Source organism: Saccharopolyspora sp. NFXS83, from assembly GCF_026241095.1.
Classification (GTDB): Bacteria; Actinomycetota; Actinomycetes; order Mycobacteriales; family Pseudonocardiaceae; genus Saccharopolyspora_C.
Genome location: NZ_JAPFGB010000004.1, coordinates 243,061 through 266,294 on the forward strand (window position 1 = coordinate 243,061; position 23,234 = coordinate 266,294).

Consider the following 23,234-nt stretch of genomic DNA (forward strand, 5'->3'; position numbering starts at 1 on the left):
ACCACGACATTGGAGTGCCGATGACCTCCCTGCACACCCCCGACGCCACCGGTCTCGGCGAGATCGACCGCGGCGCCGGCCGGATCAACGTCGACGACAAGGCGATGATCAACGCGCAGGCCGACGTGAACCAGCTGCTGCCGCTGAAGTACGGCTGGGCGTGGGAGAAGTACCTCGCGGGCTGCAACAACCACTGGATGCCCACCGAGGTCTCCATGCACGCCGACATCGCCCTGTGGCGCTCCCGCGACGGCCTCACCGACGACGAGCGGCTGATGCTCAAGCGCAACCTGGGCTTCTTCGCGACGGCGGAGTCCTTGGTGGCCAACAACATCGTGCTCGCCGTGTACCGGCACATCACCAACCCCGAGTGCCGCCAGTACCTGCTGCGCCAGGCCTTCGAGGAGGCGGTGCACACCCACACGTTCCAGTACATCTGCGAGAGCCTGGGCCTCGACGAGGGTGAGCTGTTCAACGCCTACCGCGAGATCCCGTCCATCTCGGAGAAGGACGAGTGGGCGCTGCGCCACACCCAGAACCTGGAGAACCCCGAGTTCGCCACCGGCGGCCCCGAACGCGACCAGGCGTTCCTGCGCGACCTCATCGCCTTCTACGTCATCTTCGAGGGCATGTGGTTCTACACCGGTTTCGCCCAGATCCTGTCGCTGGGCAGGCGGAACAAGATGGTCGGCATCGCCGAGCAGTACCAGTACATCCTGCGCGACGAGTCGATCCACCTGAACTTCGGCATCGACTGCATCAACCAGATCAAGCTGGAGAACCCCCACCTGTGGAGCGATGAGTTCCAGGCGGAGGTGCGCGGAATGCTCGCCGACGCGTGCCGCCTGGAGGTCGCCTACGGCCGCGACACCATGCCGCGCGGCATCCTCGGCATCAACGCCGAGCTGTGCGAGCAGTACATGCACTTCATCACCAACCGCCGCTGCGCCCAGCTCGGCCTCACCCCGGTGTTCGGCGAGGTCGACAACCCGTTCCCGTGGATGTCGGAGGCCATGGACCTGAAGAAGGAGAAGAACTTCTTCGAAACTCGAGTGACGGAGTACCAGTCGGGCTCCTCCCTCACCTGGGACTGAGCACACGCGCACAGCACGGGCCGCCCCCTCGGATCTTTCCCCGTGGGCGGCCCGTCCGCTTTCAGATCGACGACGCGGCCCGCACTGACACCGGGTCGAACATCGCGACGGTGCAGGTCAGTCGCGTTCGAGGCCTTCCGGCCACACGACGGTGACCGGCAGTCCGCGCTCCCGCGCCGCGTCCACGACGTCGCCGGTGCCACCGCGTCCGGCGGCCGGTCGCCCGTCCCACACGGCGACGATCGCACCGGCGGAATCGAGGAGGTGCTCGCTGGCGGCCATGTAGGCGTCGGGGTTCGACTCGGTGAACGGCATGGTGTGCACGGTGGTCGCCTCGGCGATGAGCTCGTCGAAGGTGGAGGTATTGTCCGGCTTCACCTTTCGTTCGCGGTAGTCGGCGGCGGGCAGCACGACTTCCAGCGATCCGCCGCCGTCGAGCACGACGCGGGCGAAGATCTGATCGGCGCCCCGCGCGAGGCAGCTCATGCCGACCACGTCGGCGTGCCCGGCGAGCTCGGCTTCGAGCGCCTTGCTCACCAGACGAGCCGTCGCCCTGGTCAGGTTCGTGTGCCCGGTGATCCCGATGCGCACTTGCGTACCTTCCGTTCCGTCGTGCTCTCCGGAGCACCGATCGCCCGACGTTCGCCGTGCTCAGGTCGGCAGTGCCGCGACAAGTGCGTTCAGGTCGAACGTCGTGGTGCCGTCCGGGTCGCGGTGGGCGATGTCGTCCTGCGGGAGGAAGCGCACACCGGCTGCCGCCAGCTGGGCGTGGTGGGCGGCGTAGGCGGAATGCCGTCGCAGCGCCGGTTTCGCGCACGTCGCCGCGACGATCGGCACCTCGGCGCAGAGCAGTTCGTTGAGCACGCCGAGCACTGCCGTGTTGTTGACGCCGATCGCCCACAAGTTCAGCGTGTTGAAGCTCAGCGGTGCGACCAGGACCGCGTCGGCGGCGGGGAACGGATCGGGTTCTCCCGGCTTGCGCGGGAAGATCCGCGGTGGCCGCCCCGCTGCGCTCTCCAGTTCCGCCGGGTCGAGCCGTTCCGCCGAGGCCTCGGACAGCACCGGGCACACCGCCCACCCGGCGGAGCGCGCGACGCCCGCCAGTTCGGGCAGCTGCCGGACAGGCGGAGCCGCCGTGCCGACCAGGTAGAGCACCCGCCCGCTCACCGCAGCACTCCCGCTCGCGCCGCCACCGCGCGCAGGCCCGGCGTCGCGCAGCGCCGCTCCCGCTTCATCAGCTCACCCAGGACTTCCCGCACGACCACGTTGTAGCGCAACGCTTCCGGCGCGGTTCGTTCGGTCTCCAAGAGGTTCACCACGGCTGCCGAGTCGTCGCGCAGCTGCGCGTGCGCCCACGCGGCGTCGATGTGCAACTGAGCCCGCCTGCTGCGCAGGCCCACCGGCAGGCTCGCCGCATCCACGTTCTCGGCGAGCCGGACGGCCAGCTTCGCCTGGCCCAGCTCCGTCGTCGCCGACACCTCGTGGATCGCGACGTTCGTCGGTCCGAACGCGGTCCACGCGTGATTCCCATCGTGCCCCAGCGCTCCGGCGAGGTACCTGGCTCTGCGCAACCGAGCCGTGGCCTCGGCGCCATCGGATCTGCGCCCCGCGATCACCGACGAGATCAAGAACAACGAGCCCTGCACGGACACCCCGGCGGGGCCGTCGTCGGTGATGGCTTCCGCTGCCGTCAACGCGATCTGTTCGGCGTCATCGATCCGGCCGGACCGCATGAAGGCGGTGACCACCTGATATGCGGCCATCCCACGCAACACCGCCGAATCCGCGCGGAACGCCGCCTGCGCCGCCCGGTCCGCCGCGATCCACGCCGCCGCGCCGTCACCGAGTTTGGTCCCGAGCTTCGCGGCCACCACGTAGACCTGGCACTGCGCGGCCGAAACGGCGCGCGGGTCACCCCGCGGTTCGCTGGACAGCGCATCCGCGGCGGAGATCAGGCCCGCCAGCTCGCGCGCCACAGCGCGGTACTCCGCAGCTTGATACCGCTGGTGGGCCGTCGCGGCGAGCCTGCCCAGCTCAGCGGGTTCGCGCACCGCCGGCGGCTCGGATCCGAACCCCGGATATCCGCTGAGCGCACGCCGCAGCTCAGCCGCTCCTCCCTCCGCCAGCTGATCGCTTGCTGCGGAACCGATTCGGCATCCGGCGAGGACCTCGATGTCGATCTTGAGGACACGGGCTATCTCCACCAGCACGGAGAGCCTGTCGACCTCCCGGACACCGCGCTCCACTTGGGAAAGCCATGATTCCGAACGGCCTGCGAGCTGAGCGAGCTCGCGCTGGCCGAGCCCGCGCCGCAGCCGGTGCGCCCGGATCCGGTCTCCGACCGAACCGTCACCAGTCATGCGATCACCCGCCGTCCACTCGTCGCACGACCCGCACTTCCGTACGGGTCCGCCCCGCACCGCGCGCCGCGCGCAGTTCGCTGCGGCACCGGCACTCGTGTCGACCGAAGAATACCCAGCGCTACCACCGAAACACCAAGAGTGAGGATTTTGATGTCGATCACCAATGAGACGGCGCAGCACGACGGACCGCGACCGCACCCGCTGGACGTGCTCGTGAACGATCCGACCGGGATGCGGCCGTTGTGCGACGAGCGGATGTTCTCGGAGATCATGGCGGGGATCGTGGCCGATTCGGTGCCGCGGGTGTTCGCCGTCGTGCAGGAGTACGGGGAACGGGTGGACGGCCGCATCGCCGCCTGGGGGCTCGCGCTCGACGACCACGTTCAGGTCGTCTCCGTGCTCGGCCGCGCGCACAGCACCGCCCCCACCGCCGAGGACTGCCTGCGCGAATACCGGTTCGGCACGCACATCCGGCCGCGCATCGTCTGGTACGACCCGGAACAAGCCACTCCCGCCGAGACGGAGGACGACTGAGGAGGCGGCGAGGCGGCACCGGCCACCTCCGGAAACCAGATCGGGCAGGTCACCGCAGCCCGCGTTCAGGGCCCGCGGGGACTCGGTCGGCACGGACGTACCCCCGGCAACGACGATTCCCCGCGGCGGGCCGACCGCGTGCACGCGACGTCCCTCATGCCGGGACCGGCACCGCTGCGCGGAGTTTCTCAAGGTCGAAGGTGGCGGTGCCGTCCGGGGCGCGCACGAGGGTGTCGGACTGCGGGAGGAAGCGGACGCCCGCCTGCTCCAGCAAGGCCCGGTTCGTGGCGTAGGCGGGGTGGCGGCGCAGGATCGACTTCACGCACGGTGCGGCGACGATCGGCACTCCGAGGCAGAGCAGTTCGTTGAGGACGCCGAGCGCCGCCGTGTCGTTCACGCCCATCGCCCACTGGTTGAGGGTGTTGAACGTCAGCGGCGCCACCAGGACCGCGTCCGCGGCGGGAAACGGGTCGGGTTCGCCGAGGTGGCGTGCGGTGATCCGGGCGGGGATGCGCGCCGCGCGTTCCAGCGCGGGCACGTCGATCCAGGCCGCGGCCGACTCCGACAGCACCGGGCACACCGTCCACCCGGCGGAGCTCAGCAGGCCCACCAGCTCCGGCAGCTGCCGGACCGGCGGAGCCGCCGTGCCGACCAGGTGCAGCACCTGCCCGCTCACCACCGCACCCCCGCGTCCGGGCCGGACAACGCCGACCTCCGTTCCCCGTCCAGCAACCCGATCGGCGTCTCCAGCACGATCACGTTGTACCCCAACACCTCCGGCGCGGTCTGCCGCTCATCCGGCGAAACCGCACGTCCCGCGGGGCGAGAGCAGAGCCGCCGGTGGTGCGGAGGAACCAGCCGCCACATCCGTTCGGCGTCATCCGGCCGGGGAGCGCTCCTCCAGCTGGTCGGCGAGCTTGGTCATGATGTCGGCGTAGCTCGCGTAGCTGAACGGGGCGACGGCGTCCCACTCGGCGAAGCGGTCGCGCGCCACCGACTCCTGCGCGGCGAAGACGGGGTTCTGCTTCATCCGCTCCGGCGGCAGCGAGGCCTCGCGGGTGTCCCACATCAGGACGTCACCGGTGTAGGCGCCCGCGTTCTCCCAGGCGAGCCGCTCGAAGTAGCCGCCGCCCGCCGTGTCGGGGTTCGCCGGGGTCTGGATCGGCAGCCCCAGTTCCCGCACGTAGTAGTCCAGGTCCGGGTTGCGGGCGGGGACGACGACGAAGAACTCCTGCTTGGTGCCGCCGACCGCGAGGATGCTGCGCCCCTGCGCGCGCATCCGGTCGCCGATGCCGCGCAACCGCTCGGCCGCCGCGTCGAACCGGGCCTGGTCCGCGCGGATCCGTTCCGAGTCCACATCGGACCCGAGCGAGCGGGCGAGCTCCTTGTAGGCCGTGATGGTCTCCGGCAGCGAGCGGCCGGACTGCTCCACACCGGCCGTCGGCACGAACTCCCGCACCCGCGCCTCCTGCTCGGCGGTGAGGTGCCAGAGCCCGTCGAACTCGGCGTACTTGCCGCTGACCAGCAGGTCCGGACGCAAGGCCGCCGCGCGCTCCAGGTTCAGCTCGCCGTAGCCGGGGCCGGTGACGTCGGTGACCTCCGCCGGGTCGATGCCGCCCGCCTCCGGCTCGGTGGTGCCGTCGTCGCGCACCAGCGGGCCGAACGTGGCGGTGACCGGGACGCCGAAGTCCTTGAGCGCGCCCGCCGCCGAGACCTGCGCGACGATCCGGCGCGGCACCTCGTCGCTGCGCACCTCGACGCCGCGGTCGTCGACGTAGGTCCAGCCGCCTGCGGAGTCCTGCGGCGCGGGCGCGGAACAGCCCGCCAGCGCGGCCACCGCCAACGCCAATCCGGCGACGCGTGTTGTCCTCACCATCATCCACCCTCCTCGTGGTGAGGTTAGGCTAGCCTACGAATCGGCGGATTCGATGCGGCGAAGAGGTGTGACGATGGTCGAGCGGCCCGAGGTGCTGCGTCCCGAATACGTGATGTTCCAGGCACGGGTGGCGCGCACCGAACGACTCGGCCCCAGCTTCGCGCGGATCACGTTCACCGGCGACGAGCTGCACCGCTTCGGCATCGGCGGCGGCGACCAGCGCGTCAAGCTGATCCTGCCGCTCCCCGGCGGGTCCCTCGTGGACATGCCCGGCGGTGACGGCTGGTACGCCCGCTGGCAGGCCATGCCCGACGAGACCCGCCCCACGCTGCGCACCTACACGGTCCGCGCGTACCGCGAGCGGCCCGCCGAGCTGGACATCGACTTCGTGCTGCACGGCGTGGACTCCGGGCACGGCGGACCCGCCTCCACCTGGGCCGCCGCGGCCGAACCGGGTGACGAGGTGGCGCTGCTCGGACCGGATCGGCCGGGCACCGGCCGGATGTGGGGCTGCGAGTGGTCGCCGCCGCGCACCGCGCGACGCCTCGTGCTGGCCGGGGACGAGACGGCGGTCCCGGCGATGGCGGCGATCGTGGAATCGCTGCCCGCCGACTCGCGCGGCGTGGTGTGCGCCGAAGTGCCGACGGCCGACGACGTGCAGGACTGGCGCGCGCCGCGCGGCGTGGAGATCCGCTGGCTGGTGCGGCAACGGCCGAACGGCGCGCTGCCGCACGGAGCGCTGCTGGAGGAGTCGGTCACCGGGGCGCTCGGCGAGCTCGGACCGCGCCGAGCCGAGCCGGCCGGGCTGGACGACGTGGACGTCGACGCGGCCACCCTGTGGGAGGTACCGGAGGACGGCTCCACCGGCGGCGAGCTCTACGGCTGGCTGGCCGGCGAGGCGGCGGTGATCAAGCGGCTGCGACGGCTCCTGGTACAGGAGCACAGCGTGCCGCGCGCCTCGGTGGCCTTCATGGGCTACTGGCGCGAAGGCCGCAGCTGATCATCCACGAAGGACATGTCGACGGCGCGGACGACTCTTGGCAGCCGCCCCCGCCACATGTCACGATCTCCGATGTTAAGTAAGGCTTACCTAACTGTCGGAGGTTCGAGTGTCCTCGCCCGCGCAGAAACCGGTACGCAGCGACTTCGCCGCCCGCCTCAGGTCCGGCACCCGCGCCGATCACGCCCACGCCCAGTCCCTGCCGTTCCTGCGAACCCTGCTCGCCGGTGAGCTCGAAGCCGATGCCTACGCCGTGATGCTCGGCCAGCACTACTTCGTCTACGAGATGCTCGAACAGGCCGCGGAGGCGATGCGCGGCGACGTCGTCGCCGGCCCGTTCATCAGCGACCGGCTGCTCAGGTCGGCGCACCTGGTGACCGACCTGCACTACTACCTCGGCCCCGACTGGCGCGAGGTGATCAAGCCCAGCGCGGCCACCGAGCGCTACCGCGAGCGGCTGCGGGAGGTGTGCTTCACCTGGCCCGGCGGGTTCGTCGCGCACCACTACGCGCGCTGCCTGGCCGACCTCTCCGGCGGCCGGCTGATCCGCTCCGCGATGCGGCGCAGCCTGGACCTGCCCGACGACCGGGGGTTCGCCTTCCTCACCTTCGACGACGTCCCCAGCAGCGCGGGCGTGCGCAACGCCTACCGGCTGCTGCTGGACACCGCGGGCTGGGACGAGCTCGAACAGCGGCGCATCATCGCCGAGGTGCGGCTCGCGTACCACCTCGGCGAGGAGGTCTTCGCCGACCTCGGCGAGCGCCTGCCGCCGCGCATTCCGCGCCAGCGCCGCTGACTCGCGGTTTCGAGACGCGGAAAGACCCGAGCACGCCAATGCAACGTATCCACTGAATTCCGCATCAGTGCGGAATTCAGTGGATACACTTGCACTACGGTGGATCGCATTGTTGCGGGACCGATTCAGCGCGAAGCCCTCGCCGGGGACATGCCCACGGCCGCAGCCCACCGCGACTCGGATGCGGCGCCCGACACCACCTGCTTCGGACTTCCGGACACCTTTCGCCCTCGATCCGGATCGCCGGGACACGGCTCGATCCGACCGCACGATCCACCCGCGCCATGCCGATTTCCCAGCGCACAACGGTTCCACGAAGATCACGAAGCGCACCGCGGCACGCCGGACCACCCCGGATCGGATCGAGTTCGCAATTCGAACGCCGCGCGACCATCGGGATCAGAAGGAAATCAGAATGCCAGAATCCGAGACCTGGCAGCAATGACTCCTTCGGATGATCGCCGATCTTGCGGACAATGGATTAGCATTCAGCGACATGACCGCCACTCCACCACGACCGCGGGCCTATGTGCTCGGCGCCGAACTACGCGACGCGCGCCGCAAGAAAGGGCTCACGTTGCGCGGCCTCGCCTCGATCCTGGACGTGTCGCACTCCGTGCTGGTGCGCTGGGAGCACGGCGATCGGGTGCCGTCCGCCGAGTCCGTGTCCGCCGTGTGCGTGGTGCTCGGCGTCAGCAGCACCGCGCAGGCCCGCATGCACAAGCTCGCGCGCGAGGCCGCCGCCGAACCGGCCCCGGCTCTGACCGTGGGCACCACCGGCGGCGTCGACCAGCTCGCGACCCTGCTGGAATTCGAACGCACCGCCACCAAGATCACCGACGTCGCGCCGCTGCTCATCCCCGGCCTGCTGCAGGCCGCCGAGTACACGCGGGCGATCATGGAAGCGGGCATCCCCGAGCGGGAGGCGAACAAGCGGGTCGCGATGCGGCAGGGACGCCGCGACATCATCACCCGCAAGCGGGCACCGGCGAAGTACACCGCGCTCATCCTGGAATCCGTGCTGCACCAGCCCATCGGCGTGCCCGGCGCGCGGCACGACCAGCTGCGATTCCTCGACGAGGTCGCCGAGCGGGACAACGTCGAACTCCGGATCATCCCCGCCTCCGCCGGATGGACGCCCGCGCACGCGGGCCCCTTCGTCCTGCTGGAGTTCGCGAAAGCGGATCCGGTGGTGCACCTCGAACACCACCGCTCCTCGGCGTTCTTGCAGGACGAGGACGCGGTCGACGCGTTCCGCTCCGCCCGCGACGAACTGGAACGGATCGCGCTGAGCAGGGAGGACTCCCGCAAGCTCGTCGCCGAGATCGCCGCCCGCGAACAGGTCCCGGCATGAGCGTCGCGCCGCGGGGGTGGCGCAAGTCCTCGCACAGCAGCCAGGAGACCAACTGCGTCGAGGTCGGCGGCCTGCCCGGCGGCGGCGCCGCGGTGCGCGACTCCAAGAACCGCGCCGCCGGGCACCTGAGCACCACTTCCCAGCAGTGGTCCCGCTTCCTGCGCACCGTCCGCTGCCTCTGACGGGAATCGGGCGGCGCAGCGGTCGTTGCACGGCCGGCGGGACGAGAGCGGCGCGACCATCGCACGGCGATCAAGACGCACGACGATCAAGGGAAATCGCGGCGAAACCCCTGCGCACGTGGTTCGGAGAGGAGGAATCGCCGCGGATCTCGGGACGGTTAGGGTGATGGCGATCTTCGAGCCCGATGCCGTTGCGAGGTTGCCATTCCGATTCCGTCCGATCCGTCGGATGCCATCGACACGAGCAGGCCGAGCTTGGCTCGGGTCTACGACTGCGCGCTCGGCGGCAAGGACAACTTCGAGGTCGACCGCGAACTGCGCAGGCGGATCAACGAGGCGGTCCCGGAAGCGCGGACGATCGCCCTGACCAGCCGCGCATTCCTGGTCCGCGCCGTGCGGTTCCTCGCCCGCGAGGCCGGCATCGACCAGTACCTGGACTGCGGATCCGGGCTGCCGACCGCCGAGAACACCCACCAGATCGCCCGGCGCGTGAACCCGGAAGCCCAAGTGGTGTACGTGGACAACGACCCGACGGTCGCCGCGCACAGCCGGGCGCTGCTGGCCGACAACGACCGCAGCCACTTCCTCGACGCCGACATCTTCGAGCCGAGCCGCGTGCTGGACGACCCGCTGGTCCGCGAGAAGCTCGACTTCACCCGCCCGCTGGCGCTGCTGCAGGTCGGCACGCTGCACCACTACGACGAGGCGTCGCGGAGCAGGCCCGCCGCCGACGTCGTGCGGGAGTACGTCGAGGCGCTGCCGTCCGGATCGTTCGTGGCGTTCAGCCACTTCTTCGACCCGGAGGACGAGCACAGCGTGCACGCCCGCCGCGTGCAGGAACTGCTCGGCTCGGGGCTCGGTTCCGGATTCTTCCGCACCCGCGCCGAACTCGAAGCGATGCTGGCGAGCCTCGACCTGCTCGATCCCGGCCTGGTCGTCACCGACGCCTGGTGGCCGGACGGGCCTCGGCTCGCACCGCTTCCCGCGGCGGGACGCTGCGTAGCAGCCGCCGTCGGCCGCAAGCCTTGAGGGAAGTACTCGCCGATGGCTCGCTCGGTGGTCGGGTGGTGGAACCTCAGCGGTGTCCCCGCTGCGGGATCTTTTTCCCGAGCGTCTCCGCCACGAGGGAAAAAGGCGTCCTCGCGAGGACACCGCTGCGAACCCGGCGGTGGTCGCCACGTTCAAGCTGGTCGCTGCTCAGCGGCTTCGCCGCTGACAAGACGACGAGCGGAGACCGTTCTGCGGTTTCGGCCGGTTTCCGAACCTCGGCATGATCCAGGTGCGACCGCCGTCGCTCCCGGGTAGCCCGAGGGCATGGTGTCGGATGTCGTGGAGGTGTTCCCGTTCCGGTTCGGGCGGGCGCACCGGCTGCTGGGGTTGCCGTTCGGCATCACGCCGCCGACCACGTGGGTCCGGGTCAGCGGCAGCGAGTTCACCGTGCGCTTCGGTCCGTGGTGCCTGCGCACCGGGCGGTCGAACATCATCGGCACCGGCATCACCGGCCCGTACTGGCTGCTGTCCACGGCGGGGCCCGCGCGCGTGTCGGCGGCAGACGGCGGGCTCACCTGCGCCACCAACGGAGAGCGCGGCCTGTGCGTGCGGTTCGCCGACCCGATGCCCGGCATCGAACCGCTGGGGCTGCTGCGGCATCCGGCGGTGACGGTCACCGTGGCCGAATGCGACCGCCTCGCCGAGCTACTGGCTCGGTCAACTCGGTCATCCGGCGGCACGCGCTCTGGATGAACCTCAGCTGCGTGCTCCGGCCGAACAGCGCGAAACCCAAGCGCACCACCGGATTCGGGATCGAGGCGGATCGGGAGAACGCGTGCACGCGGAACTCGACGTCGCCGCTGGCGAGATCCTTGCGCACGAGGAAGTCCATCTGCCCCTGCTCCAGATGTCCCCGCAGCGTGCGGTAGTTCCACCCCCACACCCGTTCCTCCTCGCGCGTGGCGTCGGTGACCGACCCGACCCGGCACGGCAGGGTGAAGAGGAGCCCGTGGAAGTTCGTCTCCAGCAGCAGTTCCGCGCCCACCAGGTCGTCCGAGGAGCGGCAGGCGCGGCGCACCACGGTCGGATCGGCGAACTTGTAGTCGCGCACCAGGGCGCACGCCCGTTCCCACGTCCCGCCGGACAGCGGCGGCCCCGGCGGCTCCCCCGGCAGCGGCTGCCGGAAGTCGTCCACCGTCCACTCCGGACCGGGGCGTTCCGGATCGACGGCGTGCACGTCGAAGTTGACCGGCAACGTCCGCAGCCGTTCGAGTTCCCCGCTCAAGCGCGGGTCGTCGTCGCACCGCAGACCGGTCACGCTCACCTCCGCTCCCCGGCCGGTTCGCCCCGGCCGGTGTAGATCTCCACTCCGTTGCGCAGCCGGCCACCGGACGCGGCGCAAACCCGGGCGCAGCACCGCACCCACATGTACGCCTGGATCTGCCGCGACAAGCGCAGGCGGTCGTAGAGCAGGTCCGCTGCCCAGCCGCTGCTGCGCGCCCAGGACTCGATCTCGAAAAGCAGCCGCATCCCGCGATCGGCGGCGCGGAACTCGATCTGCCCGGCCTCCAGGTGGCCCCGCCGGGTCGCCAGCCGGAACGACGTCGGCGTCACGTCCAGCACCCGGACCGGGCCGTTCCACGGGCCGGGCATCCGCACCACCAGGTCGTCGCCCGGACGCAGATCCACGTGATCGGCTTCGGGGTCGAAGACCGCCACCTCGCCCGGGACCATCTGGTCCGGTGCGGCGACGAACAGCGCCATCACCTCCTCCGCGCCGCGCAGGTGCAGGTCGATGTCGGCGGAGTAGCGGCGGTGGAACAACGGGCCGAAGCCGTCCTCCGGCAGTTGCAGGTCCGCCGCCGGGCTCGGCGGCTCCGGCGGGTGGACCTCCTCGGCGCACTCCACGAGGTGCACCGGGACGTCGCTGGTGAGCTCGCGCAGCACGGCCAGCAGCAGTCCCGGCGGCCAGCGCCACAGCCACGGGAGGATCACACGTGCCCTCCCTCGGTGCGGCGGCGGGCGCGGGCCCGCTCCACCGCACGGCGCCGCGCCTGGTCGCGCATCACGAGCTGGGTCTGCTCCGGAGTGGGGTGGCCCTCGCCCATCGCGATCTCCGCATCCCGGTACTGCTGCTCCTCGGTCTCCACCGGTTTCCGCTCGTCGTCGAGCTGCTCCTCCGGGTCGGGGCGGCGGGTGCGCATCGGATGCTCCCGCCGGTACGGGTTGTCCGGCGGCAACCCGCCCGACAACCGCCCGTACAGGCCGGTGCACAGCAAGATCAGCCCGACCACGAGGCTGAACAGCACGTTCGGCATCCGGAACGCCAGCAGGTTCAGCGGCGAGTTCAGGATCGCCAGGTGCACCAGCCCGGAGAGCAGGAACAACGCCCCCACGAACGTCGTCACCGTGGACGCCTGCCTGCCGCCCCACGCCGCGCACCCGATCAGCACCGCGCCGGCCACCAGGGAGATCACCGACAGCAGCCCGTTGCTGGACAACCCCAGCACCACGTGCCCCCTGGTGGAGAAGAACTCCAGCCCGCGAGCCAGCCCGAGGATGCCGAACACCCACAACCCCAGTCCCAGCAGCACCGCGCCGACCCGGTGAACCGTGTGCACCGGATGCGGTTGAACCGTTCTCCCGCGTCTCATCACCCACCCCCGGAACCCGTGATTACGCTCTGCGGCTACCCGGTGTCCGAACCGGTTACACCGGGCTCCGCGCATCGCCCGGACGCCGGGTACCGCAGCGATGATCACCCGCCATACAGTGGTCGGCGCCGTGAAAGCGACCGATGCGGAGTGGCCGGACGATGAGCCGCGACAACAAGATCTTGCTGGCCGCGCTCGCCGCCGGTTCCGCGCTGGTGCCCGCCGTGCTCGTCCTGGCGCTGCGCTGGCCGCTGTGGGCCTGGCTGCTGATCGCCGCCGGGCTGCTCGCCTGCGTCGGCACCTACGCGCGGCGGCTGGTCCAGCTGCACCGGCAGCAGGAGCTTCGGGAGGCGCTGGTCGTGCAGCAGCAACGGCCCGCCGCGCCCGCGGAACCCGAGCCGGAACCGCCCCGGCAGCGCCTCGTGCGGGACGTCGCGCTGCCCAGCTCCGAGGACGACTACCGGTTCGTGTTCGGCGCGACGGTGTGGTGGCGGCGCCCGGCCGACGCGGTCGGCGTGGCGCACGAGAACCCGGCCGGACTGGCAGTCGACACCCTGCTGACCCGCGCCCGCGAGATCACCTCCGTCGAACATCCCGGCGGGGCCGACGTGGTGGCGCACAAGCTGGCGGGCGCGCTCGGCGCGGTGCAGCGCGACCAGCACGGGCACGTGGAGACCTGGGCCGCGGAGGTGACGCTGACGCTGCCCGAGGACGACACCGACCGGCTGCGCCGGCTCGCCGAGGTCCGCAAGGACGAGCAGCTGTGGCACCGGGAACGCGACCACGAGCGCAGCAAGCGCGCCTACCTCGGTGACGAAGTGCTGCGTGACACCGGCAGCGCCATCGTGTGGTGGCTGGCGCGCAACGAGAACGACGTGGAACGGGCCGCCGAGCTCATCGGCACCCTCGCCCAGTTGTCGGCGGCGGCCAACGGCACCGAGATCGCCGAGCAGTTCCGGCACCTGGTGCCCTCGTCCCGGCAGGCCCCGTTCCGCGACGGGCTGCCGTTCCAGCGCGACTCGTTGTCGTTCAGCGGCACCTTGGACTCCGGACAGTTCTTCTCCTACGGGCAGCTCTCCGCCGGTTCCGCCGCGGGCCTGCCCGAGGATGCCGAGCACAGCGCCATCGACCACGTGCACGGGCTGATCGACAAGCTCAGCCCGGAATCCGAGGACACCGACCGCACCCAGCTCGCCACCCGCTTGGCGGCCCTGTTCGACGGCGCGGGCCAGCAGGACTTCGCCGACGCCATCCGACGCCGCTACGGCAGGTTCGGCCACCCCGACGACGCCACGATCTCGCCCTGAGAACCCCTCAGCCGAGGCGTTCGTCCCGGTAGCACCAGGACCACGACTCGCCCGGTTCGAACGAGCGGATCACCGGGTGGCCGGAGTCGTGGAAGTGGGCCGTCGCGTGCTGCCTCGGGCTGGAGTCGCAGCAGCCGACGTGCCCGCATTCGGTGCACAGCCGCAGATGCGCCCACACGTCCAGCCCCAGTCGCGCGCAGTCCTCGCACGCCGTCCGGGAACCCGGTTCGGGATCGCGTCCCGTCGCCTGTTGCAAGTGCTCGCATGCGGCCACCGGCCACCTCCCGCGCTCGTCGCCGGAACTCCTGCGGGAATTGTCCCGTCCCGGCGCGCTCGGTGGCGACCCCGCAAGCCCGGCGCCCCGATATGACCGGGAACACGCCCGCGGAGGCTTGAGCATGCCGCGACGGCCAGGTGTTTCGTCGATAGCGGCAGACCACCCGCCCCGCCGCGATCCCGGCCGAGGCAGACCGATCGGAGCACCGCATGACCACGCAGCTGGCCGACCCGCCGAGGCGGATCGACGCCGAGGAGTTCTTCGCGGACCCCGTGTTCGCCGGGGCGTCGATCTCGCCGGACGGAACGCGGCTCGCCTACCTGGCGCCGATGCACGGGCGGACCAACGTGTGGATCCGGGGCATCGACCAGCGGCACGAGGACGCGGTGTGCGTCACACACGACGCCCGGCGCGGCATCCACACCTACCACTGGACCGACGACCCTCGCTGGCTGCTCTACGAGCAGGACACCGACGGCAACGAGGACTGGCACCTCTACCGCGTCGACCTCGACGCGCCCGACGAACCGGCGGTCGACCTGACCCCGTTGCCGCCGGGATCGCGGATGCTCGGCGCGGAACCGATGAAGTCGGTCCCCGGCAGCGTGCTGGTCTCGATGAACCGGCGGCCGATGTTCTTCGACCTGTTCCGGATCGACGTCGCCACCGGCGAGACGACGACGCTGCTGGAACAACCCGACCCGAAGGGCGGCTACCTCGTCGACCGCGAAGCGCGGCCCGCCTTCTACTCGGCGCTGGCCGACGACGGAACCCACGAGTTCCACGCCGTCGACCCCGACACCGGCGACCTGCGCTTCCTGCGCCGCCAGGGCGGCCCGGAGCACCCGGTGGGCGTGCACCCGCAGCTGGTGACGCCCGACGGGCAGGGCCTGCTGGTCGGCGCCTACCAGGACTCCGACGACCTGCGGCTCGTCCGCATCGACCGCACGACCGGCGAGGAGACCGTGGTAGCGGCCGTGGACGGCCACAGCCTGTGCACCCTGGGTCCGGTCGGTCCCGGGCTGCCGCCCACCGTGTTCACCAGCAAGCGGACCGGGGAGGTCATCGCGGCCCGCTTCGTCGGCGACCGGCCGATCATCGAGGTGCTGGACCCGCACTTCGCCGAGGTGCACGCCGCGCTGTCCGAGCTCTCCGACGGCGTGCTGGGCTCGGTGTCCTCGGACGAGTCGGAGCAGCGCTGGGTCGTCTCCTTCATCCACGACCGCGAACCGGGAGCGACCTGGTTCTACGACCACGGCACCGGGGAGAGCAGGCTGCTGTTCCGCCCGTACCCGGAGCTCGATCCGGCCGAGCTGGCCCCGATGACGCCGGTCCACTTCCCGGCCCGCGACGGGCTGCCGCTGCACGGGTTCCTGACGCTGCCGGTCGGCGTCGAACCCGAGCGGCTTCCGCTGGTGCTGCTCGTGCACGGCGGGCCGTGGGCCCACGACACGTGGAGCTACGACCCGTCGGTGCAGTTCCTGGCCAACCGCGGCTACGCGGTGCTGCAGGTCAACTTCCGCGGCTCCACCGGCTACGGGAAGCGCCACCTCACCAGCGCGATCGGCGAGCTCGCGGGGAAGATGCACGACGACCTGATCGACGCCGCCGACTGGGCGGTGGAGCAGGGCTGCGCCCACCGCGACCGCATCGGCGTCTTCGGCGGTTCCTACGGCGGCTACGCGGCGCTCGTCGGCATCACCGTCACCCCCGACCGCTTCGCCGCCGCGGTGGACTACGTGGGCATCTCGAACCTGGCGAACTTCATGCGCACCCTGCCGCCGTTCGTCCGGCCGCACATGGCCAACAACTGGTACCGCTACGTCGGCGACCCCGCGGACCCCGCGCAGGAAGCGGACATGCTGGCCCGCTCCCCCATCGCGATGGTCGACCAGATCCGCACACCGCTGCTGGTCGCCCAAGGCGCCAACGACGTCCGCGTGGTCCAGGAGGAGTCCGACAACATCGTCGAGTCGCTGCGGGCCCGCGGCGTCCCCGTCGAATACCTCGTCGCCGAGGACGAGGGCCACGGCTTCGCCAACCCCGAGAACCAGTTCCGCCTGTACCGCGCGATCGAACGGCACTTCGCCGAGCACCTCTGACGAGCGCGGGCGCGAGGTCCCGCCGCCGACCCGCTGCGCAAGTCCTCCGGAGGCGTTCGTGGCTCAGCGGGGTCGGTGAGGCGCAGCAGTGCTCCGGCGTCCCTAGACTTCCGTCGGAGCCCAGCCGCCGGGAGGACGGAGACGCATGCACCTGTTCCCGGATCTGATGGTGCTGCTGGCGGTGGCGCTGGCGATCACCGCCCTCGCCCGCCGGTGGGGCCTGTCCGAACCGCTGGTGCTGGTGCTGGCCGGTCTCGCGCTGTCGTTCGTGCCCGGCGTGCCGGACTACTCGATCAACCCGGAGCTGATCCTCGTCCTGGTGCTGCCGCCGCTGCTGTACTCGGCGGCGCTGACCAGCTCCACGCTCGGATTCCGCGCCAACGCCCGCCCCATCGGCTCGCTGGCCCTGGGCGCCGTGCTCGTCACGACGGTCGTCACCGGACTGGTGGCGTGGTGGCTGGTGCCCGCGATGCCGCTGGGCGCCGCGCTCGTGCTGGGGGCGGTGGTGGCGCCGCCGGACGCGGTCGCGGCGACGTCCATCGGCCGCAGGCTCGGGTTGCCGCGCAAGGTGATGACGGTGCTCAGCGGCGAAAGCCTCGTCAACGACGCGACGGCGCTCACCGCCTACCGGGTCGCCGTGGCCACCGTGATCGGAACGGGGTACTCGCTGGCGGCGGGAGTGGGCGTGTTCCTGCTGGCCGCCGTCGGCGGGCTCGTCGTGGGCTTCGCGGTGGGCTGGGTGGTGCACCGGGTGCGGCAGGCGCTGTCGGACGGGGTGCTGGAGAGCGCGGCGGGCTTGCTGGTGCCGTTCGCGGCGTACCTGCTGGCCGAGGAGATCGGCGCGTCCGGAGTGCTCGCCGTGGTCGTCGCCGGTCTCTACCTGGGCCAGCGGTCACCGACGGGCAGCGCCTCGGTGCGGTTGCAGGACCGGGCGGTGTGGCTGTCCGCGGACACGCTGCTGGAAGCGCTGGTGTTCGCGCTCATCGGGCTCCAGCTGCGCGGCGTCACCGAAGGCGTGGCGGGGCAGCTGGGGCCGCTGGTGCTGGTCGGGCTCGCGCTGACCGCGACGGTCGTGCTGGTCCGGGCGCTGTGGGTGTTCACCACGATGCAGCTGCCGGAACTGCTGCTGCGCCGCGGCACCGCCCCGCCGTGGCGCTACGGAGCCGTGGTGTCCTGGGCCGGGATGCGCGGCGTGGTGTCGCTGGCCGCGGCGGCGGCGATCCCGCAGTTCACCTCCTCCGGCGCGATGTTCCCGCAGAGGCCTCAAGTGCTGTTCCTGGCGTTCTTCGTGACGCTGGCGACGCTGCTGCTGCACGGGGCCACGCTCCCGTGGGTGATCCGGGCGCTCGGCGTGCGCGGCCAGGAGAACTACACCGACGCGCTCGCCGAAGCGGAAGCCGCGCACAACGCGGCGCTCGCGGCGCGACGGCGGCTGGAAGAGCTGTCCGAAGACGAAGCGCCGCCGGAAGAGGTGACCGAACACCTGCGCCGGGCCGCGGAACGCCGCAGCAACCGGGCCTGGGAACGGCTCGGCCGCTCCGACGCGGAAGTGGGCGAAAGCCCCAGCGCCGCCTACCGCAGGCTGCGCGCGGAAATGCTCGCCGCGGAACGCGAGGTGTTCGTGCGCTTCCGCGACGAAGGCCGCATCGACGATGAGGTTCTACGCCGAGTCCTGCACGAACTCGACCTCGAAGATGTGATGTTGCAGAGGGAGTGACAACAGCAAAGCGCCCGAATACCGTTCCTCGCGGCCGAAGGGCGTGCCTGGATGCGCGAAGCGCATAGCCCACGTCGAAAAGCCGACCACCCGCGGGTTCTCAGCTGTCTTCTCGCTGCGGGATCTTTTTCCCGAGTGGCTCCGCCACGAGGGAAAAAGCTGTCCTCGCGAGAAGACAGCTGAGGTTCCGCCGCCTCACCACCAAAGCAGAACGAGCCCAGCCCCTCACTCCTCCAGGAAGCCGAGTTGGCCGGAGAGTTCCTTGGCTGCGACCTTCATGGCTCCGACTACCTCTCGCATGCGTTTGCGGGAGAAGCGGTACGAGGGGCCGGAGGCGCTGAGGGCGGCGACCACTTCGCCGTCGTGGCGGTGCACGGCGACCGCCGCCGCGTTCAAGCCCAGTTCGAGCTCTTCGTAGCTGGTGGCGTAGCCGTCGCGCACGATGAGCTGGAATCCGCCGCGCAGTTCGGCCGGGTCGGTGACGGTGCGCGGGGTGTACTGCGCGAGGTCGCCGTCCAGCAGCACGTCCTGGTCGTCGACGGGCGCGTGCGCCAGCAGCACCTTGCCGCTGGAGGTCGCGTGCAGCGGGGTGCGCTGACCGACCCAGTTGTGCGCCGTCACGGAAGCGGTGCCGCGGGCCTGGCTGATGTTGATCGCCACGTCGTCGTCGCGGACCGCGATGTTCACCGTCTCGCCGAGGTCGCCCGCGAGCGACTCGCAGAACGGGCGGCCCAGCCTGGACAGGTCCATCCGGTCGGTGGCGGCACCGGCGAGCCGGACCACGCCGAAGCCGATGACGTACTTGCCGCGCTCCCCGAGCTGTTCGACGAGCCCGCGCGAGACGAGCACGCTGACCAAGCGGGAGGCGGTGGACTTGTGCACGCCGAGCTCGACGGCGATTTCGGTGATCCCTGCTTCGCCGTGGCGTGCCAGGAGTTCCAGCACGCTCACCGCCCGGTCCACCGACTGCACTAGTGCGCCGGACCGTTCACCGTTGGGAGATCGTCCTGCGTTGACCACGGGTTCAACCGTATCCGTTGCGGGGAATTTTCCTCTCGAACCCTACACCGAGTTGCTGATTGCGCAACAATCGGACGGGTTTCGGTCTACGCCTTCCACCTGCGAAAATCCCGCGCGACCGACCGCCGCACCGCGAGTGATCACCCCCGCGAACATCCCGGTGCGCTGGGATTTCAACCCGATTCCCGGCGCCGGAAATCGGCATCGCCGCGAATTCTCGCGAAGTCGCATTCGATTTCGATCGACGTGAGCGGTACTCCGAGCACGAGCGCGGTACCGGTTCGCCCGCGCCGCCGCGGCAGGGGCGAATCCGGCAGGCGGGACATCAGCGCGGGAGTGCGTCGATCAGGAGGTCCGCCAGGTATCCGGCGAAGGATCCGCGCACCAGCAGGCGGTAGCCGGGTTCCGGGGTGAGCTGCCAGAGCACGGCCTGGGTGCGGCCGACGAGCGTCTGCGCGCAGCTGCCTGCGGCGAACGCGCGCGGGTGCAGGTCCAGCGAGCAGACCTGCTCCAGCACGTCCCGCGCGCGGGGCCCGGCGAGCCGCACGGTGGTGCGGTTCGCCGACACGTCCACCGCCGAACCGGCTCCGGCGGCCACGAGTCCACCGACGATGCCGTCGGCCGCACCGTCCGGGGCGATGATCAGCCACTCGTCCGGCCCGAGTCCCAGCACGGCCCGTTCCGGGGTACCGCGCACCTCGTTCACACCGCGCGGCACGGGGATTCCTACGGCCGCTTCGAGCCGGTCGAGCACGTCCGGCGCGGCGCGCAGGTTCACCTGGGCCAGGAACGGCTCCTCTGCGAGCAGCACCCCGCTGCGGGCGGTGTGCTCGGCGAGTTCGGCGGCGCGGGCCGCCAGCGGGCTGCGGCGCAGGTCCGCGGTGGCCGCCCCGGTGGTTCCCGGTTCAGCGGGGCTGGTGACCGTCACGGCGAGCTCCTTCCGGGTCGTAGAAGACGGGATCGGTGACCTCGACGGCGAGGTCGGCGTCGCCGATCGGCGCGTGCAGCACCTCGCCGACGCGGCGCCTGCCGTCGCGGACCAGCGCCAGCGCGAACGTGCGGCCCAGCGCCGCGCTGCGGTAGCTGGAGGTCACGTGCCCCAGCATCGGCACCGGCGGCGTCCGGGGAGCGTCGGACTCGACGAGCTGCGCGCCCTCCGGCAGCAGCGCGTCCCGGTCCACCGGCAGCAGCCCGACCAGCTGCTTGCGATCCGAGCGGGCGGTGTCGGGGCGGGTGAAGGAGCGGTCGCCGATGAAGCTCTTGCGCTTCGAGACCACCCAGTCCATGCCCAGGTCCAGCGGGGTGACCGTGCCGTCGGTGTCCTGCCCGACGATCACGAAGCCCTTCTCCGCGCGCAGCACGTGCATCGCCTCGGTGCCGTAGGGCGTGATGCCGAGGTCGGCGCCATCGGCGAACACCGCGTCCCACGCCGCCTGCCCGTACCAGGACGCCACGTTGATCTCGAACGCGAGCTCACCGGAGAACGAGATGCGGCTGATCCGCGCGGGAATCCCGTTGCGCAGCACCGCGTTCCGGAACTCCATGAAGCCGAACCCGGCAGCCGAGACGTCCAGCCCCGGCGCCACCCGCGCCAGCACCGCGCGGGAATCCGGCCCGGCCACGGCGATCGTGGCCCACTGCTCGGTCACCGAGGTGCAGTGCACCGACAGCTGCGGCCACTCGGTCTGCAGCCACTCCTCCAGCCAGTCCAGCACGGCCGCCGCGTTGCCGGTGGTGGTGCTCATCAAGTAGTGCTCGGGCGCCAGCCGCATGGTGACGCCGTCGTCGAACACCATGCCGTCGGCGGTGCACATCATGCCGTAGCGGGCCTTGCCGACGGCGAGCTTCGCGAATCCGTTGGTGTAGACGCGGTTGAGGAACTCCCCCGCGTCCGGCCCGATCACGTCGATCTTGCCGAGGGTGGTCGCGTCCATCATGGCCACCCCGGTGCGGGCGGCGGCGCACTCCCGCAGCACCGCCGCCGCCATGTCCTCGCCCGGCCTCAGGTAGTGGCGCGCGCGCTTCCACTGCCCGACGTCCTCGAACACCGCGCCCGCCCGCACGTGCCAGTCGTGCATCGGGGTGGTGCGCACCGGGTCGTGCAGCGCGCCGCGATCCCGCCCGGCCAGCAGTTCGAAGCGCATCGGCCGCGCCGGAGGGCGCGCCGCCGTGGTGCCCAGCGCCCCCGGCGAGCCGATGCCGAGCAGGGTGGCGAGCACGCCCAGTCCGAGCACGTTCGAAGTGGCGCCCTGATCGCTGCCGGTGCCGAGGGTCGTGTAGCGCTTGACGTGCTCCGGCGAGCGCAGTCCCGCATCGACGGCGCGGCGGACGTCGGCGACGGTGACATCCCGTTGCAGGTCGACGAAACTCGACCCCTCATCGCCCTGCACGATCCACAGCGGACGAACGCGGGACGGTTCCGGGTCGGCGTCGACCGGCGGGATCGGCGGTGCCGCGACGGGGAACCCGGTCGCGGTGGACGCGGCGGCACCGGCCTCGAATCCCTGCGCCAGGCAGTCCCGCACTCCGAACGAGCCGCGCGCAGCGCCCACCGCCGCATCCCCCTCCGGCACGAACGCGGAGATCGTGTCGTCCCAGACGAGCGGGCCGCGAGTCAGCTCCACCGCCGGATTCCACCCGCCGCCGACCGCGACCAGATCGCACTCCACCACGTCCACCGGCCCCACCGGCCGCCCCTGATCGTCGATGGCGGCCACCCGTGCCGCGGAGACCCGCCGCTCGCCGGAAGTGCCGATCACCGCCGCACCCGTCCGCACCGGCACTCCCGCGGCCCGGGCCCGAGCCAGCAGCGCAGCGGGCGGCTCGGGGCGCGCGTCCACCAGCAGCGGGACCGACGCGCCCGCCGCCACCAGGTCCAGCGCCGTCGCGTAGGCGCTGTCGCCGTTCGTGCCCACCACGGCGCGCTCACCGGGCAGCACCGCGAACCGCCGCAGGTAGCGGCGCAGCGCCCCGGCGAGCAGGACCCCGGGGCGGTCGTTGCCGGGGAAGGCGATGGGCCGCTCGCGGGCGCCGGTGGCCACCACCACCCGCTGCGCGCGCAGGTGCCACAGCCGTTGCCACGGAGGCCGCTGTTCCGGTGCGGAGTGCTCGGCGACCAGCAGGTACCCGTGGTCGTAGTGCCCGGCGACCGTCGCGCGGGTCAGCACGCGGGTCTCCGGCCGCGCGGCGAGCTCGCGGGCCGCGCGCGCGACCCAGTCCGCGCCCGGCAGCCCGTCGATCCGCTCGTCGCCGTCCAGCAGCGCGCCGCCGAGTTCGCGGTGGCGTTCCACCAGGAACACCCGGGCACCGCCCCGTCCGGCGGCCAGCGCCGCCGCGATGCCCGCAGGCCCCGCCCCGATCACCACCACGTCCGCGTGCCGGTACCGCTTCTCGCAGCGCGCCGCACCGCCCGGATCGGCCCGGCCCACGCCGGAGAGGCTCAGCGCGGCCAGCCCGTCGCGCAGTTCGACCTCGGTCGCGGGGACCATCGGTTCCGGGTCGTCGAGCACCTGCACCAACGCGTTCGGCTCGCCAGGATCCGCCGTGAGGACACCGCGCGGGCGGCCCAGGTACACCGACGGCGCCACCTCCAGGCGTCCGGCGGCCAGCAGGGCGGAAGCCAGCGTGTCGCCGGGATGTCCGCGCAACGGCACGCCGTCCACTACGCACTCGACGGTCCGGCCGCGGTCGACGCGCCCGCCGGAGGGCAGCCGGGTCATGGCGCGAACTCGTTCGTGACGGTGTCCCGGACGACGTCGAACCAGCGGCGGCAGCCGTCCGCGTGGACCCAGCGCTCCGCGTAGCCGCCGCGCTGGTTGGCCCGCACGAACAGGTAATCCGCCCACGCCGCGTCGTCCAGCGCGGCCGGGTCCGCCGGGTACGGGACCTGGGCCTGCCCGCCGTAGCGGAACTCGACCTCGTCCCGATTCCCGCACCAGGGACAGGGGATCAGCAACATCACACCCTCC

Annotated in this window: 24 protein-coding genes; 11 read left to right on the plus strand and 13 right to left on the minus strand. The window is 71.5% G+C overall.

Features of this window, described 5'->3' with window-relative positions; translation table 11 throughout:
* Window positions 1-20: 20 nt before the first annotated feature.
* On the plus strand, window positions 21-1,094 hold the full coding sequence (locus tag OOZ19_RS06370; RefSeq protein WP_266089050.1) for a ribonucleotide-diphosphate reductase subunit beta: 1,074 nt from the start codon (window positions 21-23) through the stop codon (window positions 1,092-1,094).
* Between the two features lie 117 nt (window positions 1,095-1,211).
* On the opposite strand, the gene OOZ19_RS06375 is transcribed toward OOZ19_RS06370, so the two are convergent.
* The 3 genes from OOZ19_RS06375 to OOZ19_RS06385 are packed head-to-tail and all read right to left on the minus strand — an operon-like array spanning window position 1,212 to window position 3,454.
* A complete protein-coding gene (locus OOZ19_RS06375; protein WP_266089051.1) occupies window positions 1,212-1,685 on the minus strand; it encodes a hypothetical protein in 474 nt (157 codons plus the stop codon).
* A gap of 60 nt (window positions 1,686-1,745) precedes the next feature.
* The gene (locus OOZ19_RS06380; RefSeq protein ID WP_266089052.1) at window positions 1,746-2,261 is read right to left on the minus strand and encodes a flavoprotein; all 516 of its coding nucleotides are present in this window, start codon (window positions 2,259-2,261) and stop codon (window positions 1,746-1,748) included.
* Window positions 2,258-3,454, minus strand: coding sequence for a helix-turn-helix domain-containing protein (locus OOZ19_RS06385; RefSeq protein ID WP_266089053.1), 1,197 nt, complete (start codon window positions 3,452-3,454; stop codon window positions 2,258-2,260). Before OOZ19_RS06385 ends, OOZ19_RS06380 begins: the two co-directional genes overlap by 4 nt.
* 153 nt (window positions 3,455-3,607) lie before the next feature.
* On the opposite strand from OOZ19_RS06385, the gene OOZ19_RS06390 reads away from it, so the two are divergent.
* The gene (locus OOZ19_RS06390) at window positions 3,608-3,991 is read left to right on the plus strand and encodes a hypothetical protein (RefSeq protein ID WP_266089054.1); all 384 of its coding nucleotides are present in this window, start codon (window positions 3,608-3,610) and stop codon (window positions 3,989-3,991) included.
* Between the two features lie 154 nt (window positions 3,992-4,145).
* Here OOZ19_RS06390 and OOZ19_RS06395 read toward each other — a convergent pair whose 3' ends face one another.
* Entirely contained in the window at window positions 4,146-4,667 is a 522-nt protein-coding gene (locus tag OOZ19_RS06395) for a flavoprotein (protein ID WP_266089055.1), read from the minus strand.
* A 201-nt stretch (window positions 4,668-4,868) separates the two neighbouring features.
* A complete protein-coding gene (locus OOZ19_RS06400) occupies window positions 4,869-5,870 on the minus strand; it encodes an ABC transporter substrate-binding protein (RefSeq protein ID WP_266089056.1) in 1,002 nt (333 codons plus the stop codon).
* Between the two features lie 70 nt (window positions 5,871-5,940).
* Here OOZ19_RS06400 and OOZ19_RS06405 point away from each other — a divergent pair, with 70 nt between their 5' ends.
* The 6 genes from OOZ19_RS06405 to OOZ19_RS06430 all read left to right on the plus strand — a co-directional run bounded on the left by OOZ19_RS06405 (window position 5,941) and on the right by OOZ19_RS06430 (window position 10,942).
* Complete coding sequence (locus OOZ19_RS06405; protein ID WP_266089057.1) at window positions 5,941-6,867, plus strand: siderophore-interacting protein; 927 nt, start codon at window positions 5,941-5,943, stop codon at window positions 6,865-6,867.
* Window positions 6,868-6,976: 109 nt separating this feature from the next.
* Window positions 6,977-7,663, plus strand: coding sequence for a biliverdin-producing heme oxygenase (locus tag OOZ19_RS06410; RefSeq protein ID WP_266089058.1), 687 nt, complete (start codon window positions 6,977-6,979; stop codon window positions 7,661-7,663).
* Window positions 7,664-8,159: 496 nt separating this feature from the next.
* Complete coding sequence (locus OOZ19_RS06415; protein WP_266089059.1) at window positions 8,160-9,017, plus strand: helix-turn-helix domain-containing protein; 858 nt, start codon at window positions 8,160-8,162, stop codon at window positions 9,015-9,017.
* Complete coding sequence (locus OOZ19_RS06420; protein ID WP_266089060.1) at window positions 9,014-9,199, plus strand: DUF397 domain-containing protein; 186 nt, start codon at window positions 9,014-9,016, stop codon at window positions 9,197-9,199. Before OOZ19_RS06415 ends, OOZ19_RS06420 begins: the two co-directional genes overlap by 4 nt.
* A gap of 204 nt (window positions 9,200-9,403) precedes the next feature.
* Window positions 9,404-10,228: an SAM-dependent methyltransferase gene (locus OOZ19_RS06425; protein ID WP_266089159.1), complete on the plus strand. Its 825-nt coding sequence runs from the start codon at window positions 9,404-9,406 to the stop codon at window positions 10,226-10,228.
* A 285-nt stretch (window positions 10,229-10,513) separates the two neighbouring features.
* A complete protein-coding gene (locus OOZ19_RS06430; RefSeq protein WP_266089061.1) occupies window positions 10,514-10,942 on the plus strand; it encodes a hypothetical protein in 429 nt (142 codons plus the stop codon).
* On the opposite strand, the gene OOZ19_RS06435 is transcribed toward OOZ19_RS06430, so the two are convergent.
* Genes OOZ19_RS06435 through OOZ19_RS06445 form a run of 3 tightly spaced genes read right to left on the minus strand, consistent with a single transcriptional unit; the run spans window position 10,863 to window position 12,810 of the window.
* Complete coding sequence (locus OOZ19_RS06435; RefSeq protein WP_266089062.1) at window positions 10,863-11,513, minus strand: DUF1990 family protein; 651 nt, start codon at window positions 11,511-11,513, stop codon at window positions 10,863-10,865. The two genes, OOZ19_RS06430 and OOZ19_RS06435, sit on opposite strands and share 80 nt — an antisense overlap.
* Window positions 11,510-12,184: a DUF1990 family protein gene (locus tag OOZ19_RS06440; RefSeq protein ID WP_266089063.1), complete on the minus strand. Its 675-nt coding sequence runs from the start codon at window positions 12,182-12,184 to the stop codon at window positions 11,510-11,512. The genes OOZ19_RS06435 and OOZ19_RS06440 overlap by 4 nt, the downstream gene beginning before the upstream one ends.
* Window positions 12,181-12,810 (minus strand): DUF4383 domain-containing protein, encoded by a 630-nt coding sequence (locus OOZ19_RS06445; RefSeq protein ID WP_266089064.1) that lies wholly within the window; start codon window positions 12,808-12,810, stop codon window positions 12,181-12,183. The genes OOZ19_RS06440 and OOZ19_RS06445 overlap by 4 nt, the downstream gene beginning before the upstream one ends.
* Window positions 12,811-13,004: 194 nt before the next feature.
* Between OOZ19_RS06445 and OOZ19_RS06450 the strand changes: the two genes are divergently transcribed.
* Window positions 13,005-14,150, plus strand: a complete 1,146-nt coding sequence (locus tag OOZ19_RS06450; protein ID WP_266089065.1) for a hypothetical protein — start codon at window positions 13,005-13,007, stop codon at window positions 14,148-14,150.
* Between the two features lie 7 nt (window positions 14,151-14,157).
* On the opposite strand, the gene OOZ19_RS06455 is transcribed toward OOZ19_RS06450, so the two are convergent.
* On the minus strand, window positions 14,158-14,424 hold the full coding sequence (locus OOZ19_RS06455; protein WP_266089066.1) for a UBP-type zinc finger domain-containing protein: 267 nt from the start codon (window positions 14,422-14,424) through the stop codon (window positions 14,158-14,160).
* 212 nt (window positions 14,425-14,636) lie between these two features.
* On the opposite strand from OOZ19_RS06455, the gene OOZ19_RS06460 reads away from it, so the two are divergent.
* Both OOZ19_RS06460 and OOZ19_RS06465 read left to right on the plus strand, forming a co-directional pair.
* A complete protein-coding gene (locus tag OOZ19_RS06460) occupies window positions 14,637-16,529 on the plus strand; it encodes a S9 family peptidase (protein WP_266089067.1) in 1,893 nt (630 codons plus the stop codon).
* Window positions 16,530-16,674: 145 nt separating this feature from the next.
* Window positions 16,675-18,246, plus strand: coding sequence for a Na+/H+ antiporter (locus OOZ19_RS06465; RefSeq protein ID WP_266089068.1), 1,572 nt, complete (start codon window positions 16,675-16,677; stop codon window positions 18,244-18,246).
* 225 nt (window positions 18,247-18,471) lie between these two features.
* Here the strand turns inward: OOZ19_RS06465 and OOZ19_RS06470 are convergent, their stop codons facing one another.
* From OOZ19_RS06470 to OOZ19_RS06485, 4 genes are all read right to left on the minus strand, one after another.
* Entirely contained in the window at window positions 18,472-19,218 is a 747-nt protein-coding gene (locus OOZ19_RS06470; protein ID WP_266089160.1) for an IclR family transcriptional regulator, read from the minus strand.
* 373 nt (window positions 19,219-19,591) lie between these two features.
* Entirely contained in the window at window positions 19,592-20,194 is a 603-nt protein-coding gene (locus tag OOZ19_RS06475; RefSeq protein WP_266089069.1) for a sarcosine oxidase subunit gamma, read from the minus strand.
* On the minus strand, window positions 20,172-22,985 hold the full coding sequence (locus tag OOZ19_RS06480; protein ID WP_266089070.1) for an FAD-dependent oxidoreductase: 2,814 nt from the start codon (window positions 22,983-22,985) through the stop codon (window positions 20,172-20,174). Before OOZ19_RS06480 ends, OOZ19_RS06475 begins: the two co-directional genes overlap by 23 nt.
* Entirely contained in the window at window positions 22,982-23,224 is a 243-nt protein-coding gene (locus OOZ19_RS06485) for a sarcosine oxidase subunit delta (protein WP_266089071.1), read from the minus strand. Before OOZ19_RS06485 ends, OOZ19_RS06480 begins: the two co-directional genes overlap by 4 nt.
* Window positions 23,225-23,234: the final 10 nt, after the last annotated feature.